General features: G+C 63.1%; 15 protein-coding genes and 1 pseudogene. 4 read left to right on the top strand and 12 right to left on the bottom strand.

Annotated features, from left to right (window positions below; genetic code table 11):
• Window positions 1-88: 88 nt before the first annotated feature.
• The 5 genes from ITJ49_RS15415 to ITJ49_RS15395 all read right to left on the bottom strand — a co-directional run bounded on the left by ITJ49_RS15415 (window position 89) and on the right by ITJ49_RS15395 (window position 5,232).
• A complete protein-coding gene (locus ITJ49_RS15415) occupies window positions 89-682 on the bottom strand; it encodes a GntR family transcriptional regulator (RefSeq protein WP_370544557.1) in 594 nt (197 codons plus the stop codon).
• Between the two features lie 119 nt (window positions 683-801).
• On the bottom strand, window positions 802-1,230 hold the full coding sequence (locus ITJ49_RS15410) for an ASCH domain-containing protein (RefSeq protein ID WP_370544556.1): 429 nt from the start codon (window positions 1,228-1,230) through the stop codon (window positions 802-804).
• Between the two features lie 819 nt (window positions 1,231-2,049).
• The gene (locus tag ITJ49_RS15405) at window positions 2,050-2,517 is read right to left on the bottom strand and encodes a MarR family winged helix-turn-helix transcriptional regulator (RefSeq protein ID WP_194606463.1); all 468 of its coding nucleotides are present in this window, start codon (window positions 2,515-2,517) and stop codon (window positions 2,050-2,052) included.
• A gap of 63 nt (window positions 2,518-2,580) precedes the next feature.
• Window positions 2,581-3,822 carry a GAF domain-containing protein gene (locus ITJ49_RS15400; RefSeq protein WP_194606462.1) on the bottom strand — a complete coding sequence of 414 codons (1,242 nt, stop codon included), beginning with the start codon at window positions 3,820-3,822 and terminating at the stop codon, window positions 2,581-2,583.
• A 1,086-nt stretch (window positions 3,823-4,908) separates the two neighbouring features.
• Window positions 4,909-5,232, bottom strand: coding sequence for a hypothetical protein (locus ITJ49_RS15395; RefSeq protein WP_194606461.1), 324 nt, complete (start codon window positions 5,230-5,232; stop codon window positions 4,909-4,911).
• A 339-nt stretch (window positions 5,233-5,571) separates the two neighbouring features.
• Here ITJ49_RS15395 and ITJ49_RS15390 point away from each other — a divergent pair, with 339 nt between their 5' ends.
• The gene (locus ITJ49_RS15390; RefSeq protein ID WP_228514581.1) at window positions 5,572-6,852 is read left to right on the top strand and encodes a sensor histidine kinase; all 1,281 of its coding nucleotides are present in this window, start codon (window positions 5,572-5,574) and stop codon (window positions 6,850-6,852) included.
• A 556-nt stretch (window positions 6,853-7,408) separates the two neighbouring features.
• Here ITJ49_RS15390 and ITJ49_RS15385 read toward each other — a convergent pair.
• The 3 genes from ITJ49_RS15385 to ITJ49_RS15375 form a co-directional block, all read right to left on the bottom strand.
• Window positions 7,409-8,518, bottom strand: a complete 1,110-nt coding sequence (locus ITJ49_RS15385) for an epoxide hydrolase family protein (RefSeq protein ID WP_194606459.1) — start codon at window positions 8,516-8,518, stop codon at window positions 7,409-7,411.
• A gap of 78 nt (window positions 8,519-8,596) precedes the next feature.
• A complete protein-coding gene (locus tag ITJ49_RS15380; protein WP_194606458.1) occupies window positions 8,597-8,944 on the bottom strand; it encodes a DoxX family protein in 348 nt (115 codons plus the stop codon).
• Window positions 8,945-8,982: 38 nt separating this feature from the next.
• The gene (locus ITJ49_RS15375; protein WP_194606457.1) at window positions 8,983-9,987 is read right to left on the bottom strand and encodes an LLM class flavin-dependent oxidoreductase; all 1,005 of its coding nucleotides are present in this window, start codon (window positions 9,985-9,987) and stop codon (window positions 8,983-8,985) included.
• 48 nt (window positions 9,988-10,035) lie between these two features.
• Here ITJ49_RS15375 and ITJ49_RS15370 point away from each other — a divergent pair, with 48 nt between their 5' ends.
• The 3 genes and pseudogenes from ITJ49_RS15370 to ITJ49_RS15360 all read left to right on the top strand — a co-directional run.
• Window positions 10,036-10,455 carry a helix-turn-helix domain-containing protein gene (locus tag ITJ49_RS15370; RefSeq protein WP_194606456.1) on the top strand — a complete coding sequence of 140 codons (420 nt, stop codon included), beginning with the start codon at window positions 10,036-10,038 and terminating at the stop codon, window positions 10,453-10,455.
• 352 nt (window positions 10,456-10,807) lie between these two features.
• Entirely contained in the window at window positions 10,808-10,960 is a 153-nt protein-coding gene (locus ITJ49_RS15365; RefSeq protein ID WP_194606455.1) for a hypothetical protein, read from the top strand.
• Between the two features lie 5 nt (window positions 10,961-10,965).
• Window positions 10,966-11,363: pseudogene (locus tag ITJ49_RS15360) on the top strand (class II fructose-bisphosphate aldolase); the annotation flags it as partial.
• Between the two features lie 139 nt (window positions 11,364-11,502).
• Here the strand turns inward: ITJ49_RS15360 and ITJ49_RS15355 are convergent.
• The 4 genes from ITJ49_RS15355 to ITJ49_RS15340 all read right to left on the bottom strand — a co-directional run bounded on the left by ITJ49_RS15355 (window position 11,503) and on the right by ITJ49_RS15340 (window position 15,682).
• Window positions 11,503-11,949 (bottom strand): RbsD/FucU family protein, encoded by a 447-nt coding sequence (locus ITJ49_RS15355; RefSeq protein WP_194606454.1) that lies wholly within the window; start codon window positions 11,947-11,949, stop codon window positions 11,503-11,505.
• 85 nt (window positions 11,950-12,034) lie between these two features.
• Complete coding sequence (locus ITJ49_RS15350; protein ID WP_194606453.1) at window positions 12,035-13,090, bottom strand: ABC transporter permease; 1,056 nt, start codon at window positions 13,088-13,090, stop codon at window positions 12,035-12,037.
• Window positions 13,091-13,094: 4 nt separating this feature from the next.
• Window positions 13,095-14,678 carry a sugar ABC transporter ATP-binding protein gene (locus ITJ49_RS15345; RefSeq protein ID WP_194606452.1) on the bottom strand — a complete coding sequence of 528 codons (1,584 nt, stop codon included), beginning with the start codon at window positions 14,676-14,678 and terminating at the stop codon, window positions 13,095-13,097.
• Window positions 14,675-15,682: an ABC transporter substrate-binding protein gene (locus ITJ49_RS15340; protein ID WP_370544555.1), complete on the bottom strand. Its 1,008-nt coding sequence runs from the start codon at window positions 15,680-15,682 to the stop codon at window positions 14,675-14,677. The genes ITJ49_RS15345 and ITJ49_RS15340 overlap by 4 nt, the downstream gene beginning before the upstream one ends.
• Between the last annotated feature and the right edge of the window lie 42 nt (window positions 15,683-15,724).

The following is a 15,724-nucleotide window of genomic DNA, read 5'->3' as shown; positions in this document are numbered from 1 at the left end:
TAGAGCGCACGAGGAACCCGACTCGCTATAGGTAGCCGTGTCGGTCAGCGGGCCCGCCCGTCCGCCGTCGACGGGTGGAGCCAGGGGGTTAGCGGGCGAGTGCTGCAGCTCGCTTGGCGACGGCGGCCCAGTCGTAGTCGGCGGGGTCGTCAGGGCTGAGGAACTTCACCCGTGTCCGCAACGGCAGCTCCGTCTCGATGAACAGGGCATTGCCCGTCGCCTCGACCATCGCCCCGTAGGCGTCCAGCAGCTCGAGAGTCCCGTCGACGTCCTGGTTGCTGATCTTGGCAGAGGCCGACTTGACGGCCTTTCCTAGATCTCTCGGGGCTGTCACGCCTGGCCACTGCGCGGCGAGATCGTGAAGGCCGGCGAGAAAAGCGGACGCTTCCGCGAAGGCCTCGGGGTCTTTCTTCGCAATGCGGGTGTACCGGTTCGCTTCCATCTCCACCAACCCCCAGGCGTTCAGCCGGGCGATGGCCTCCCTGATCGGAGTCCGGGACACACCAAGCCATTTGACGAGCTCGTCGTCGTTCAGGCGTTCGCCCGGTTCTAGCGTGCCATCCATGATGGCCGCCACCATCTTGTCGAACACGACATCGCGAAGGAGGCGGCGCGGCGAGGAATCTTCTACAGGCAAAGGAACTGGCATGTGAAAAGCATATACCAATGCAGTTTTGTCCACCGGTAATTCGCTAAGAGGTCTGCCGATTCGTTTCCCATGAACGGTAGAGAGAGCGCAGTAGGGCGACAACGGGCGGGGAGGCCCCGAGTTGCGGGCGATATATGTCGGGAAGGTCTTTCCTAGGACATCTCAGGCCAGTCCGCGTGTTCGGGTGGCCACACCACTGCGAAGTACTCGAAAACGATCTCATCGAGTTCTGACCAGTCGGCGCCGCGCGTGGCGCTCGTCCGTTCCCAATACAGCCGGTGCTGGATCTGCCAGCTCCTTAGGCTGCGATCGTCTTCTCCCTCTGTGTAGGCGAATGCGGCGTCGGCCCCGTCGAACGTGTCGATCCGCAGCTGCGTGCTTCGGATCACGATGCGAGGGACGCCGGCCCCGTCGCAGGCGATCCAGTGCGACCCGATGCGGGGGAGGGGGTCGCCTCGGTGGGTGAATTCGGACACGAGCTCAGAGGTGGCTCTCTTGGTTCCGGAGAGGACGATCTGCAGCAGTTCGTCGGCGAGCTTCGCGGTGTCGCCGAAGTGTTCCACCGTGTAGTCGGAGTCCACGGCGTCCTGGTGCCGTCGCGACTGTCAATAGTCCGACCACATGGCCGTCGCAGCTGCGAGGTCGGGGGCTGCTGCAGGGGTTGCAAGAGGAGTCTTGGCCATGGACTCGATCGTGTCAGAGAATTCGGCAGTGGCAACTTCAGCCAATGGGCGGTGAGGTTCTGGGCGGCGGAGAAGTCGGCGGCAGTGTTGTGGCCGTGCGGACCATGGAGACGGGGTGGCACGGACCCGAACCGGTACCACCCCGTCGTGAGCTGCCCTGGAGGGGTACAACCCGCTCCAGGAGAAGATCTCGACCGGAGTGGCGATAAACATAGACCGCTTCGACTCGGCATGTTCATATCTGTCTTGATTTCGACACGTTTCCGAAGTTCGAGGCGGTTTCAGGCCAGGCGTGTCCATGTCGACTCTCTTTTCTTGCGGAGTGCTACACCCAGAACGGGGGTCGACGGGCGGGGGCTTGGTGTACGTACGGTGAAGATGCTTCAGTCCTCGGTACGAAGGTCCCGAGGGAACACCCTGGCCCGAATCCGGTGAGTTCCTGGCCGGGACAGGAGCCAGCGCCTCTTCTGGAGGATTCACCCGCAGAGTCCTGCGACAGCTCGGCAACCGGATTGCGTCGGCGTCGCAGGACTCTAGGCGCCACCGCTTCGAGACGGGCCGACGAGTCGCAGCCACACACATCTGCACAAGCCTTGTTTCTAGTGGGCTGTCTGCGCTGTGCGGGCCGCGATCCTGGTCTGCCGCTTACCTCGGTGCGGACGACTTGCTCGAACGGAGCGGGGCCCGTCAGGGGATTCCGCGACAGTCTCTCGCGGGCTAAAACTTAGGGTGGCTGTTTTTTGCTGCGGTGTTGAGGGTCCCTGTGATGTTGTCGAGCTGGGAGAGAATCGCGGTGAGTGACCCATCGGTGTCTGCTTCACCGAGTACCTGCCGGTAACCGGTCCTCATTCTCGTGAGTGTTTCGTGCCCAGCGTTGGTAAGTTCCAGAGCTGCCGGTTGCGACGGGGCGGTGTTGGTGATGCGGCGGAGGAGTCCTGCGTCTTCAAGGTTGTCGATGAGCGCTTTCGTGTTGCCGTCGCCAATAGAGAGGTCGGCAGCGAGAGCGCTCGGGCTGATACCGGGGCTGGTCGCGATGATCAGAAGGCCGGTCAGCTCGGTGGGTGTCATGGCGAGGCTTCGGGCGACGTGACCGCGGAACCGTCGGTGTGCCTCGTCGAGCCGGTGCAATGTTTGCGACAGGGGTGCTACCTCGTCGTACGTTCTGCTTTCGGTCTGGGTGGTCATGGTGTGCTCCTTCGGACCGGGTGATGAGGGGTCGATGTAGGACGGTTGGTGTGGTCAGGATGGTCAGTGCTGCGCGGGCCGGTTGGTAGGAGTTGGCGCCGGTGTCGGCGGCGGGTTTTCGTACCGGCGGAGTTCCGTTTCCGCTTGCACGGCAAGCATTTTCAGAGCGTCCATGGAAATAGTTTCTGCAGCTTTAGGGGAGCTGTTGAACAGGCAGAAGGTGCCAATGGTTTCCCCTTCTGTGGAGGTGAGGGGATGTCCGGCGTAGAAGTCCATACCGGTGATATCGATGAACGCGTTGCCTCTAAACCGCGGGTCCCTTTGAGCGTCCTCGACCAGCAGGGGCGCTTGCTGCTGCACGACGGTGTTGCAGTACACGAGTTCAGCGGGGGCGGACTTGGGGAGTACCGCGGTGTTGACCGCGAACCAGACCCGGTCGCCATCGATCAGTGACACCCCGGCGAGGTCTACCGAGAAGGTGTTCATGGCCAGAGCGGCGAGGCGCTGCAACTCAGCGGACCCACCGTCCTCGGCCTGGTGGATGAGAGTTTCCGTCCCGGACCAGGCGTGTTGCTCGCGCGCTAATGGTTCACGGGGCACGGAATGGAGAGACCGTGCCATGTCCAGTGCGGGCAGCAGATACGCAGCAATGTCTGCCGCCCACGATCGGTACATGGACGATGACCCGAGGGGCATCCGTGGGTCCATGACCGGTTCCGGGAGGCGGAAGTAGGTAAGGGCCGAAAAGTCCGCGGCGATGTCTTCCAGGATTTTATTCATCCGGCCGCCGTGGAACGCCGCCACATTCCCCAACGGTTTGTTGAACGGGATGACGGAGCGGACAGGTTGCAACCCCACGACCACCATCGGTGTGCCGGGGGTGGTCTGCTCGGTCAAGAACTCGAGGAGGGCCCGGTAGTGCTCATCCCATTTTTTCAAAGGGGTCAGCCGAACAGCGTCGTTCATCCCCAGAACAGTCACGACGGCGTCGTATTGGGTGAGGTCGTGGTCGCCGATCCATGCCCGGGTCGACGCGATCGTCATTGCCTCATCGCCGATGTAGTGAACCGTGCAGGGGCGACCTGTTTCTGCCTGCGTTCCGTAGGCGAGGTGCCCTGTGATGCTTAACTGGTGGGTGAGGACGCCCCACCCGTGGAGTGGACCATTGCCGATGAGGAGAACCTTGTCCGCGTCGGGTTGTTTAGCAACGACCGTGGGGCTGTCGAGGGGTTTCGGGGAGGACCTCCCGGCGGCGATCTCTCGGGCGTACCAGGCTTTCATCACTGGTCGTAGAAGCTCGTACATGGACTTATTCCCTGGTCTTTCGGGTGGCAGGCTCACTTTGGGGCTCCAGCATGAAGCCGAAACGGTGCACCCTTCCGACCATTTTTGCCCGGACCGTGAAGCGGTGGAACCCCCAGAACGCGCGCCGTCAGGCCCGGGAATGGTGTTGGAGCCGAAATGCGGTGGTAGTCCGTGTGCCCAGCAGGGCCGGAAAACGCAAAGACCGTCTTGTGCGCCCGGGGAACGAAAAAATGGGTGCGCTGGTTGGTAACCAGCGAAGGCCATAGCCAGGAGACTCCACTGATCCGGTCTCTTCTCTGGGATGGCCGCGGGTCTCCTTGCCCGGGCGAGGAGACCCGCACTCACCTTCCCACCCGCCGGAGGTGCAACCGGGCGTTGCGCGCAATGTCCAGACACGAAGGCACGGGAACAGTCCGGCCCACCGAGTCAATCGACCCTCAATGGCACCAGCCAGAACCTTGGGCGTTGATCCCACGCCCGCTCGAGGCGTGCCGTTAGTGGGTGCCGGCGAGAGCGAAAGGTCAAAAAACGCATTCGGCACGGAGGTGTCAGGAGTTGCCGGAGCACGGTTGGATAATGCTGCTAAGGCGCCAATTTACGGTGGCGCTAGGGCCTTGATTCACGGCAGGACCCGACAGAGAATGTTCCCTCAGGTGGTGCAGGCCGCCGGAATCGAGATGAACGATGCTAGACCTCTATCTCTCACACCAGCGGGATCGAAGCCGCGTACACGTCTTCTTTGCCACCTCGACGATGGGCCTCACCAGCTCCCTGAATACGGGTACCCGGGGTATCCGGACGGTCACCGCGTGAGTCTTTATCTTCCCCATCCTGAGGCGAAGCCGATCCGAATTGCGGCCTACCCTAAACGTCGCCATCACCCCGACGACAGGCTGGTTCCGAAAAATCCCTCGGCCCCTGCCGGCGCCTCTCCGGGCTCGTCCTCTCCTACAGAATTCACGTACACCGATTTCCTTGCACTGCCGGCGCGCACCATCGGCGTCGCCTGATCGAAACGATCAAACCGTCCAGGGAAAGATCAGTCGAACCGATACCGCGCGGCTCTGATCATGGGCGGGTCGCCGGTCAGTCGCCCGCGAGCAGGTCTTCCCTGGAGAGCGACGCCTCCGGGTTGGTTCCTTGAAACTTGCGAAGTGTGCGAAGAAGGCCCGGGCAGATAACCGCCGGGCAGCGAAACACCTTTTCGACGCCGTCGTCTCCCTGGACGCGAAGCGTGCATGTTCCACCCGAGTGGATGTCCAGAATCGAGCGAACTTGACCGCGTTGGTAGGTTGCGACGGGTGTGTCAATTCCTGAACGGATTATCGAGATGTGCAGCTCAGTCGCTGTTTCGAGGAGCTTCACCTCGTCGTTGCCGTCTTGCCAACGCATCCAGGAAACGAGCTTCACCCAGACAGGATATTGCCGGGACGCCCTCCGACTGTGACGCCGCTAACCGACACCGAGGTTGGGGTATTGGGATAGGGCTGGCTGCATTCCCCGCGAGCAGTGCGCGGCGAACGGCCCGACAACGTGGTCGAAAGGGCGTTCATTCGTCGGATCACATCCCACCGGCGGAATTCTCTGCCACCGAGCTCGCGCCGGAGTAGGGCCGCACGGCGGCGTATGGGCTTGGTGGGGAAAACAGTATTGGCCCGTGGGTTGGGGGTGCAGAGCCCCTGCCAGGACAGGCGGGTGTTCCTTACTCTGAATGGGCGGGCCGGAGTCCCGAGTTCGGGGGTCGGAGTTATGGAGATGTTTCGCCAGATTGGGCGGATCGCGCGAGACGGTCCTGCGACGCATCTGTCCGGGGCCATCAATTCGTCCCTTACTGAGAAAGTCATCGCTCGGACGTACGCCGCGGCCGCTTTCACGTTTGGGGCGTTGTCTGTTGGTCCTGCGTTTTCCGGTCAACGCGTCATGGGTCAGGTGTGGGCGTGGGTGTTCGGGCTGTTGCTTTTCGGAGGGCTTGCCGGGAGCGCGACGGCGGGAATAGTCGGTCGCGGGGTGCGGCCGGCTGCAGGTGTTGTTGCGGTGGCGTACCTGGGCATGGTGGTGTCATGGCCCGTCGCTGTGGCAGATCCCAATGTGGTCCAGCCGGGAACGCCCTGGATTTGGGGTCTGTGCAATTTAGCGATGGCCGCAGCTGCGGTCGCGTTTTCCGAGGCGGCCGCCGGCGCCTATGTGCTGGTGGTATCGATCGCGTGGGGTGTCATTCGGATGACTCCCTCCGGCGGTCAGGCCGGGTGGGAGAAGGCACTTCAAGACTCCGGTTACGTATTTGTTCTCGGCATCGCAGTAGCTGTGGTCGCGGCGCTCCTCAGACGGGCCGCGACTCAAGTTGATGCATCGCATGCAGCGGCAACGGCGAAATACACCACCGCAACCCAAGACCACGAGAACGAGAAGCAGCGCCTGGCCGTGGACGCGTTGCTCCATGACAGTGTGCTTTCCACCCTGTTGCAGGTCACTCGCGCCGACACGGCTGAGGCGAAAAGAGTCGCCGCGCGCATGGCCCTAAAATCGTTGAATGTCATCGCGGACACCGAGGACGACATTCACCGACATAACCGGCCCATCACGGCCGCGGAAATCCGGGAGCGGTTCGAGCAACTCCGCACCGAACTCGAGGTCGACGTCGCACTCGTCACCGCGGGCCCAGACCAGCACGTGATTCCCTATGCTGCGGCGGAAGCGCTCATCGCCGCGACGCTGCAGGCACTGGTGAACAGCGCCCAGCACGCCGGCCCCACAGTCACCGAACGATCCGTCACCGTTCGCTGGTCACACACATGCGTGACGGTCGTTGTCTCCGATGACGGTCAAGGATTCGACCCCAGCATCGACACGGGAAGGCTAGGCGTTCGGGTATCGATTATCGAACGGGTAGAAGCTGTCGGAGGGCACGTGAAGATCGACTCCGCACCGGGCCGAGGGGCCCGATTCACAATGACCTGGGATCACCCCTCAATGACCGAGGGCAGCCCAGACGCCCCCACCGAAACCGTGCACGCGGCGGCGAACGGATAGCTTCGTGACCCGGTGCGGCTCCTTTATATCTCCACCACCAGGTGGCGTACCAATGCGCACTCGACAGCCACAAGGACGCCACGTCTGATCACATCGCTCTGACGAGAAAACCTGGCTCGGAGCGTCTCGGGGATGAGGAGCTGTGGGGTTTTCTCGTGTAGCCGACCGCGGTTTTCGGTAGTGATGCCACCGAAGCCCAAACACTGTCTGCCGTTCACGGTGGGCAGAACAAGACGAGCCACTTATGTCAAGCGGGAGCTGCTCCGGCCGCTAAAATCTTTTACTTGACATAACCGAAAATATCGGCCGTTTATTCGCGGCATTTTTCACCTGAACGCCGCAGGTCAACTGCCCAGAGATCCTTGGGAAACCGGCTGACCTCACGCTCCATAACGCTCTGGCCCCGACCGCCTAGGGCGGGGGCGTCGCGAGACCTCGAACGAGAAGGTCGATGGCCATCTGAGATTCTGTGATCAGCGCGGCCGTCCGATCGATGATCCGACGCCGCGCTGCACGATCATGATCGCTCCGGGCTCGGTCAGCGGATCCTCGAGTCTCAAACCGTATTCCTCTCGCGAATGGCTCCCACCGGTAGTTCGAGTGCACGCCGGATGCCCTGTACGTACTGTGACGGTTGTTCCCAGGCGGCGAAGTGTCCACCGTGGGGGAACTCGAGCCAGTCGGCGATGCTGAAGAATCGTTCGACGAACTGTCGTGGTGCGTTTACGAGGTCGGCCGGGAACACGGTCATCACGGTCGGGATGCCGATCTTCGGCCAGTCTTTCTTGGCCGCGGTCGCGTAGGGGGCGAAGGATGTTCCGATCGCTCGGCACAACCAGTACGCAGCAATCCAGGTGGTGGCCTCATCGAGGGTGAACGTTTCGGAGATGTCATCGCCGTCGGTCCAGTCGGCCAGCTTTTCGAGGATCCACGCGGCAAGGCCTGCCGGGGAATCGCCGAGCCCGACCGCAAGGGTTCCCGGTCGGGTGGACTGCTCGTGCATGTACCCGCCGGATGCGCGTTGCCACGCGTGCCCGCGCGCTAGGTATGCACGCTCGACGTCGTCGAGGTCCTCGGGCAGGTCGGCCAGGAAGTGATACTGGGACAGGTCCGTCAGATGTAGAGCACGGACCGCCTGACCGTGCCGGGCGGCGATCGCTTCTGCGACGTCGCACCCCACATCGCCGGCGGAGATGACGTAGTCGTTGTAGCCGAACTCGGCCATCGCCGCCGCCACGGCGTCACCCATTTCGATCGACGACAAGCCACCAGAAGGGACGGGTGCTGCGAAGGGGAATCCGGGGAGTGCGGGGAGGACCACGGTGACGTCTTCCAGCAAGGGGAGGAGCCGTTCGAAGCGGAGGACCGAGTCCGGCCATCCGTGTAGTAGTACGACCACGGGCGCGTCAGTACGATTTGCGGGCCTGATGACCGCTCGAATGGGGATTGGGGTGTGTTCCGTTTCCCACCAGTCCCAGCCGTGGATGCGCTGTTCGTGGCTTCGCCAGTCGAACTCGTCGCCCCAGTACTGAAGCACCCCCGCGAGCAGCTCGGGGTCGACGCCGGGGCCGAGGTCCGGCACCGGAACGGCGCGGAAGCCCCGCAGACGTGTGTTCAGGTCGGCGAGTTCCTCGTCAGTGACCTTGTCGATGCTTGCTCTGCGCATCCTCGATCCTCTCCAGCCGTATCGGCATCGCCTGCCAGTATTCCGTTGCACGCGATGCGTCGACCGAAATGGTGCTTGTCAGTTCGCGGCCAGGAGGACGGTCAGGGTCGCGGCCGAGAGCACGAGGAACAGGACCGCGCCCTGCATGGCGCGGTCGTGGGCGCGACGGTGGGCGATGATGGCGCCGGCGAAATAAAGCACGAGGCCGATGACGGCGGCGATTCCGAGGGGCGGGAACCAGATTCCGATGATGAGGCCGACGGTGCCGGCGATCTGCAGGGATCCGAGGAGGGGGAGACGGGCGGCGGGCACGCCGAGCGGTTCCATCATGGCGACGATGCGGGGCGCTCTGATGAGTTTCATGACGCCGGAGGCGAGCATCGCGAGAGCGAGGACGAGGGACAGGATGACAGCGGCGATCTGCATGGACAGCTCCAAAGGGGTGTGAGGTGAAATGGGGTGGGTTAGCGCTGCGACGCCTGGCGGAAGGCCGGGGCGACGTCACTGGCGAAGCGGTCGAGGGAGGCGAGCGCGTGCTCTCGGGGCAGTCCGCCGAGGTCGACCTGCCCGATGAACCGGTCGAGTGTGAGGAGCTCGTGTTGGCGGAGGATCTTGTCGGTGACCTCTTGCGGGCTGCCCACGACGAGGGGGCCGTGCGGGGCGGCCATCTCGTTGAAGGTGGCACGGTCCAGATGCACGCCCCGCCCGTGACGGAAATAGGTTCGATAGGCGGGATAGAACGTCTCCCGCGCCTCCTGCGAGGTGGATCCGACGAAGAAGTGGCTGACACCGGCGACACCGAGTTGCGCCGAGTCGATGTCGTTCGAGGCCGCGGCGGCTCGGTAGCGGTCGACGATCGGCCGCATCCGAGCAGGGTCCCCTCCGAGTAGAGCAAGCGTCATCGGCAGTCCCAGCGCCCCGGCGCGTACGGCGCTCTCCGGGGTCCCGCCCACCCCGACCCTGATCGGCAGCGGCCGCTCGAGACGCGGGATGATGAGAGCGTCATCCAGCGGGGACCGATATCGGCCCGTCCACGTCACCCCCTCCTGAGCTGCTCGTAGCCGTAGCAGGAGACCGAGCTTCTCCTGGAACACGTCGTCGTAATTGTCCAAGGGGATGCCGAAGATCTCGAACGGCTCTCGGTAGGCGCTGCGGCCGACCGTGACCTCCGCGCGTCCGCCGGCGACGAGGTCGAGCTGCGCGAAGTCCTGGTACAGCCGCACCGGATCCAGGACGCTCAGCACCGACACCGCGCTGGTCAATGTCACCGTCGACGTCCGCGCCGCGATCGCCGCCAACACGATGGCCGGTGACGACACCGCGAATCGAGGCGTGTGATGCTCGCCCACGCCGAACACGTCCAGGCCGAGCTCGTCCGCGTGGACGCCGAAGTCGACGATGTCGCGGACACGCTGTCCGGGTGTGACGTCGCCGGTCATGTCGGTGAGGGAGAAGACTCCGAGCTGCATGCCAGGAACGCTACGGAACCGATAGGTACCTTCTGGTACCTTTCAGGGGTGACTCTCATCGCCGGAACGGTCTTCCTCGCCGACTGCCCCGCGCGGGCAGCGATCGAGATCCTGTCCGACAAGTGGGCCGCCGTGACGCTGTTCGCACTCCAGGACGGCCCCAAGCGCCACGGCGCCCTCGTCGAGCTGATCGGCGGCATCTCACGCAAAGTCCTCACGCAGACACTCCGGCGGCTCCAAGCCAACGGACTCATCGAACGCCACGTCTACGCCGAAGCACCTCCGCGCGTCGAATACGAGCTCACCCCGCTCGGCCACACCCTCGACGAACCCATCCGGATGCTCACCCACTGGGCCAGAGAACACGGAGAAGCCGTGCTTAATTACCGCGAGAACATCCGTGACGCAAATGAGGATCGACAGAGCGGCGGCGACTTTCTAACCGTGGATGATCCCGCCACCCCTTGAACCCCCAGCACCACACAGTCTGTACGGCATCACGGATCCGACGGACATTGCTTAGCTGCGGCCGGTCTTCGGCACGGAGTCGGTCTGCTCTTTCCAGGGCCGTGTCCACCTCATCAGTTCCCAAGCGGCAACTCGAGACCGGATTCACGTGCGCTGTGTGGGGAATAGCCTGCTGGCTTCTTCCGCCAACCAGTTCCACCCATCCATGCCAACGGGCACCCAGCGCAGGTGCGCATTTCAAGTGATGACCCCGCAGCAGGTAAGGGTTTCGAGACAAGGCCGGCGGTGCGCTGTTGGCTTGTGCCAGGGCGTCATCGCGACGCACGAACACCGCGGGCGTAGCGCCCCGGCCATGACCTGGTACATGAGGCACCGCCCCAAGGGCGACGCCCGGGCTCAGGCGAGCGTGGTTCCCATCGAGGCCCTAACACCCGGAGAGGCCGTTGATAAGGCTCGAATCGCCGTTCCCGAGGGGCACGTCATTAGCCTTCTCGCGCCCTACTGAGCTAGCCGGGTGGCGTCAAGCTCCGCCCCGCGCTCCTCGGTAAGATCCAGGCCGGCATCGCCGAGAAGTTCGATACCGCGGCCAAGCCCTCGGGCTCGTGTTCCACGGTGGCTCGGGTTCGTCTTCAGCAGGGATCGTGGAGGTTGTCTCGAATGGCGGCGTGAACATCGACATCGACACCGACACCCAGTACGTCTTCTCCCGCTCGATCGCCGACACCGTGCTGGAGAACTACGACGGGTTCCTTAAGGTCGACGGCGAAGTCGGCAATAAGAAGATCTATAACCCGCGTGCCTGGGGCAAGATCGCCGAGACCGCCATGGCCGCCCGCGTCGTCAAAGCCACGAAACTGCTCTGGATCTTTTGCGCACACACAGAGCTGATTGGTGAATGGTTGCGTTGATTCTTATATGTTGAGCAAAGTAATGAGAGCCGACGAGCCCTGGCGCGGCTTGCTCGGGTAACCAGGCCTTAGATGCGGCAGCCAGAAAGTCAGAGCACTGCGGCGTCACGCCTGGCGATCACAGAACGAGAGCCGGTTCCTAAGCCTCCACAACGCCTTTTCGAAGGATGAAGCAGCCGTACGGTCCGGGGTCTGAGGTGCGTACGACGGCGAAGGCGCGTCGACCGGCTTCGTAGAACTGGAACCGCTCCAAGGCCTCGACGGTGACATGCCTGCCGGTGGCCTTATCGAGCACGGACTGAAAGCGCCGGTGGACAGGCATAACTCGTTGTGGGTCGTCTACGACGGCCATGGACTTGACCGGGGCATCGACGAAGGTGTCGAGGGGGAGCACCGAGAGGATTGCTTCGGCGGCACGGGGAACGTCGCATCCGGCCAAATCGACAACTTTGCGGTGGATGGTTGATGCGGCGATGGATGCGGCTGGGTGGTTGACGTCGCAGAGGAGTATGTCGTCTCCGTGGCCCATCGACATGAGAACGCCCAGCAATTCAGCCGTCAGTGCAGTATCGATGCCCTTTAGCATGCAGTTTTCCTCCTGAGGTTAGGTGTGATCGGCGAGAGCGGGTCAGGTCCGAGCCGAGCCGTGGGCTTCGGACCCGTCCGAGTTCCTAGTCTCGAGCCCCTGCGCGGTTGTTCAGCATGTCAAAGGCGACAGCAACGAGGATGAGCGCGCCGATTGCGATCTGCAGGTAGAAGGAGTTGACGGCGAGGAGGTTGCCGCCGTTATTGAGGACGCCGATGAGTAGGGCGCCGCAGGCTGCTCCGAGGGCGCTTCCTCGTGCCCCGGAGAGGCTTGCTCCGCCGATGACGCATGCGGCGATCGCCTGGAGCTCGAAGCCTGTTCCCGCTGTGGGTACACCGGCTCCGAGGCGCGAGGTAAGAAGGATTCCACCGAATGCGGCGAGGAGCCCGGCGATCGCGTAGACGGCGATTGTGACGAGGCGTACGGGGACTCCGGCTAGGCGTGCCGCTTCCGGATTGGACCCGATGGCGTAAACATATCGACCGAAGACCGTTCGTTTAAGGACGAACGTGGCGATGGCGGCGATGACGACGAAGATGATGAGCAGGTTTGGAATTCCGACGATGGTGCCGTTTGCGATGTCTTGGAACCCGTTGGGCAGGCCCTGGATGGTGTTGGCGCCGGTGATGACCAGCACGATTCCTCGGGCGATGCCCATCATGCCGAGTGTCGCGATGAAGGGTGGGAGCCTAAATCGGGTGACGATAAAGCCCGTAAAGACTCCAAGGACCGCTCCGACGAGAAGGCCGATCAGAATGGCGGGAACGACGGGGACTCCTGCGACGAGGAGTTGTGCGGTGACAGCTCCTGCTAGGCCGACGATCGAACCGACGGAGAGGTCGATCCCGCCGGTGAGTATGACGAGGAGTTGGCCGACGGCGAGGATGCCGTAGATGGATACCTGTCGGGCGAGATTGGCGAGGTTGTTGGCGGTGAGGAAGTCGTCGCTCAGCAGAGTGAGCGCTCCGAATGCGACGAGGAGGACGACGAGAACGCCGCTTTCTCGGCCGGCGATGGTGCCGAGGGTGGTGACTTTCGGTTTCATGGCGGTGCGGGAGGTGGCGGCCGTGGCTTCGTCGCCGGTCCGCACCACGCGAATGGTCGTTGTCTCGATGGGCTCGCGCCAGAGGAGCTTGGGCATGGGTTTAGTCCTCGATGTTCTGTCGAATGTCTGGGTTGTGGTGCACGGGAGGAGTGCTCTCGAAGTGCTCAGAGGTGGCGCCGGCCCCGCCGCTGGCAAGTTGCAACACTTGTTCCTCGGTGGCGCCGCCGGGCAGTTCGCCTGCAATTGCTTCTTCGCGAAGGACGAGTATCCGGTCGGCAAGGCCGAGGAGTTCGGGCAAGTATGACGAAACAACAATGACGGCAAGGCCCTGGCGGGCGAGGTCGTTGATGACGTCGTAAAGTTCACCCTTGGCGCCGACGTCGATGCCTTTGGTGGGCTCGTCGAACATGATTACTTTTGGTTTGGTCAGGAGCCACCGGGCGAGCAGAACTTTCTGCTGGTTGCCTCCGGACAGTGTTGAGACCGGTTGGTCGTAGGACCCGGCTCGCAGGCGGAGGCTATCGAGTAGAGCGTCAGCTTCCCGGGCTTGCGATTTTCCGGGTAGGAGGCCTCGCCGTGAGCCCTTGCGGAGGCTGGCGATTGTGACGTTTTCTCGCACGGAGAGGTCGGGAAGAAGCCCGAGCACCTTCCGGTCCTCGGTCAGCAGGGCCACGCCGGCATCCATCATGGTGCGGGGCCCGTCCGGACGAACGTTTTTGCCGTCGATACTGATAGTGCCGTCGGCAACGGGTTCCGAGCCGAAGATGCTCAGGAGCAATTCGCTTCGACCGGAGCCGAGGAGTCCGCCGATCCCGAGGATCTCTCCGGCTTGGGCGTCGAAGTTCACGGCGGGGCTTTCCGGGGTACGGCGAAGGCCCCGGACGCTGAGGCGCGCGTCTTTGATCTGCCGGGGCTCGTCGGGGTAGAGCGAGGAGACTTCGCGGCCAACCATCGCGTTGATGAGGGTCGCTTCGGTGTAATCGCTTAGGGGGCCGCTTTGAGAAACTTCGCCGTCTCGTAGAACGGTGACCCAGTCGCCGATGGTGAACATCTCTTCTAGGCGGTGCGTGACGTAGAGGATGGCGATGCCGTCTGCCTTGAAGCGTTGGATCTGCTGCAACAGGCGTTCGGATTCGGCTTCCGTGAGGGCGGTGGTCGGCTCATCGAAAACGATCACTTTGACTTGTTCGGCGGTGGTCACCTTGGCCACTTCTACCAGCTGTTTCGTGGCTGCCGAGAGTCGTTCGACGATGACGTCGGGGTCGACATCGTCAAGGCCGAGGTCATCGAGCACGGTGCGGCAGCGGCTCTTGAGTTCGTGGGCTCGGATGATGCCTGAGCGTGCCGGGAGGCGCCCCATGAACATGTTTTCGCTGACGGAAAGGTGGGGCAGGAGGCTGAGTTCTTGGTAGACGGCCTGCACGCCGGCTGCCCGCAATGAGCCAGGAGTCGCCACCGTGAGGTTCTCTCCGTCGACGGTGAACTCTCCGGTGTCTCGGTGCTCGGCGCCCGTGAGGATTTTGATGAGGGTGGACTTCCCGGCGCCGTTCTCGCCGGCGAGACAGTGCACCTGCCCCGGCACCAGCTTGAGTGACACACCATTGAGGGCTTGAACGGCACCGAAGGCCTTGGAGACGTCGGTGAGCTGAAGGACGGCTTGGCCTTCAGGTTGCCGGATGCTCATCCCTTGGCCTTTGCCGTCTGAGGCTTGAGGAGCGCTTTGATCTCCGGCGAGCTGATGTTGTCCCGGTCAGCGACAGCGACGCCAGGGTCAAGGCTGGCCGGGGGAATGCGACCCTGGACGGCCATGGCTGATTCGACAACGCCCTGGTAGCCGAGGAACCAGGGGTTCTGCAGGACGAGTGCGTCAATTTCACCCGACTTCAGGGCCGCATTTTCGGCCGGGTCGGAGTCGAACGCAACGACGGGAATCTTGTTGGCTGCCTTGTTGTCTTTGATGGCGGTTGCTGCGCCGACGCCGGAGCTGTTGTTGTCGGCGAACACGCCGACGAGGTCGGAGTGTGCAGAGATGGCGTCGTTCACCTGCGAGGCGGCGGTGCTGATGTCGTTGTTGTTGTAGCTCTGAAGCTTGGAGACGATGTTGGGGCACTTCTCGGCAAGGCCGTTGCGGAAACCGGTATCGCGCTGGGTGTTCGCTTCGATGCCGGCGATGGGCGATTCGACGAGAACCTGGCCGGTTTTGACCCCCTGCTTGGTGAGGAGTTCGCACATGCGCTGTCCCGCCGATGTTCCGGCGAGAGTGTTGTTGGTGCCGATGTGACCTTCGGTAGTGGCGGTGACGGTGGTGTCGGCCGTAATCACTTTGATGCCGGCCTTGCGGGCGTCATTAATGGCGGCGTTCAGGCCATCGCTGGAACTGGGGGCGATGAGAATGGCGTCGACTCCGCGGGAGACAGAGTTCTCGATGAGTTGCACCTCGCCGGCGATGTCGGTCTCGTCGGTCGGTCCGAACGAGCTGACTTTGACGCCGTAGTCCTTGGCTGCCGCCTCGGAGCCTGCGATCATGCTTTGCCAGTACTCAGAGCTGGTCGCGCGGATGATGACGTCGACCTTTACACCGGATGCTGCTCCGGCGGCTCCGCCGCCGCCGCTCGATGCCGAGTGCGCGACGGTGGCTCGGCCGCCGACGACACCGCCGACGACGGCGATGAGGGCGATTGCCAGCACCAGGGAAAGGGAAAATACGGTTCGAGATCGCGCCATTGCGGA

It is taken from the genome of Frondihabitans sp. VKM Ac-2883, from assembly GCF_015350875.1.
Taxonomy (GTDB): domain Bacteria; phylum Actinomycetota; class Actinomycetes; order Actinomycetales; family Microbacteriaceae; genus Frondihabitans.
The sequence above is the reverse complement of the archived record's forward strand: the minus strand, read 5'-3'. Positions and strand labels throughout refer to the sequence as shown.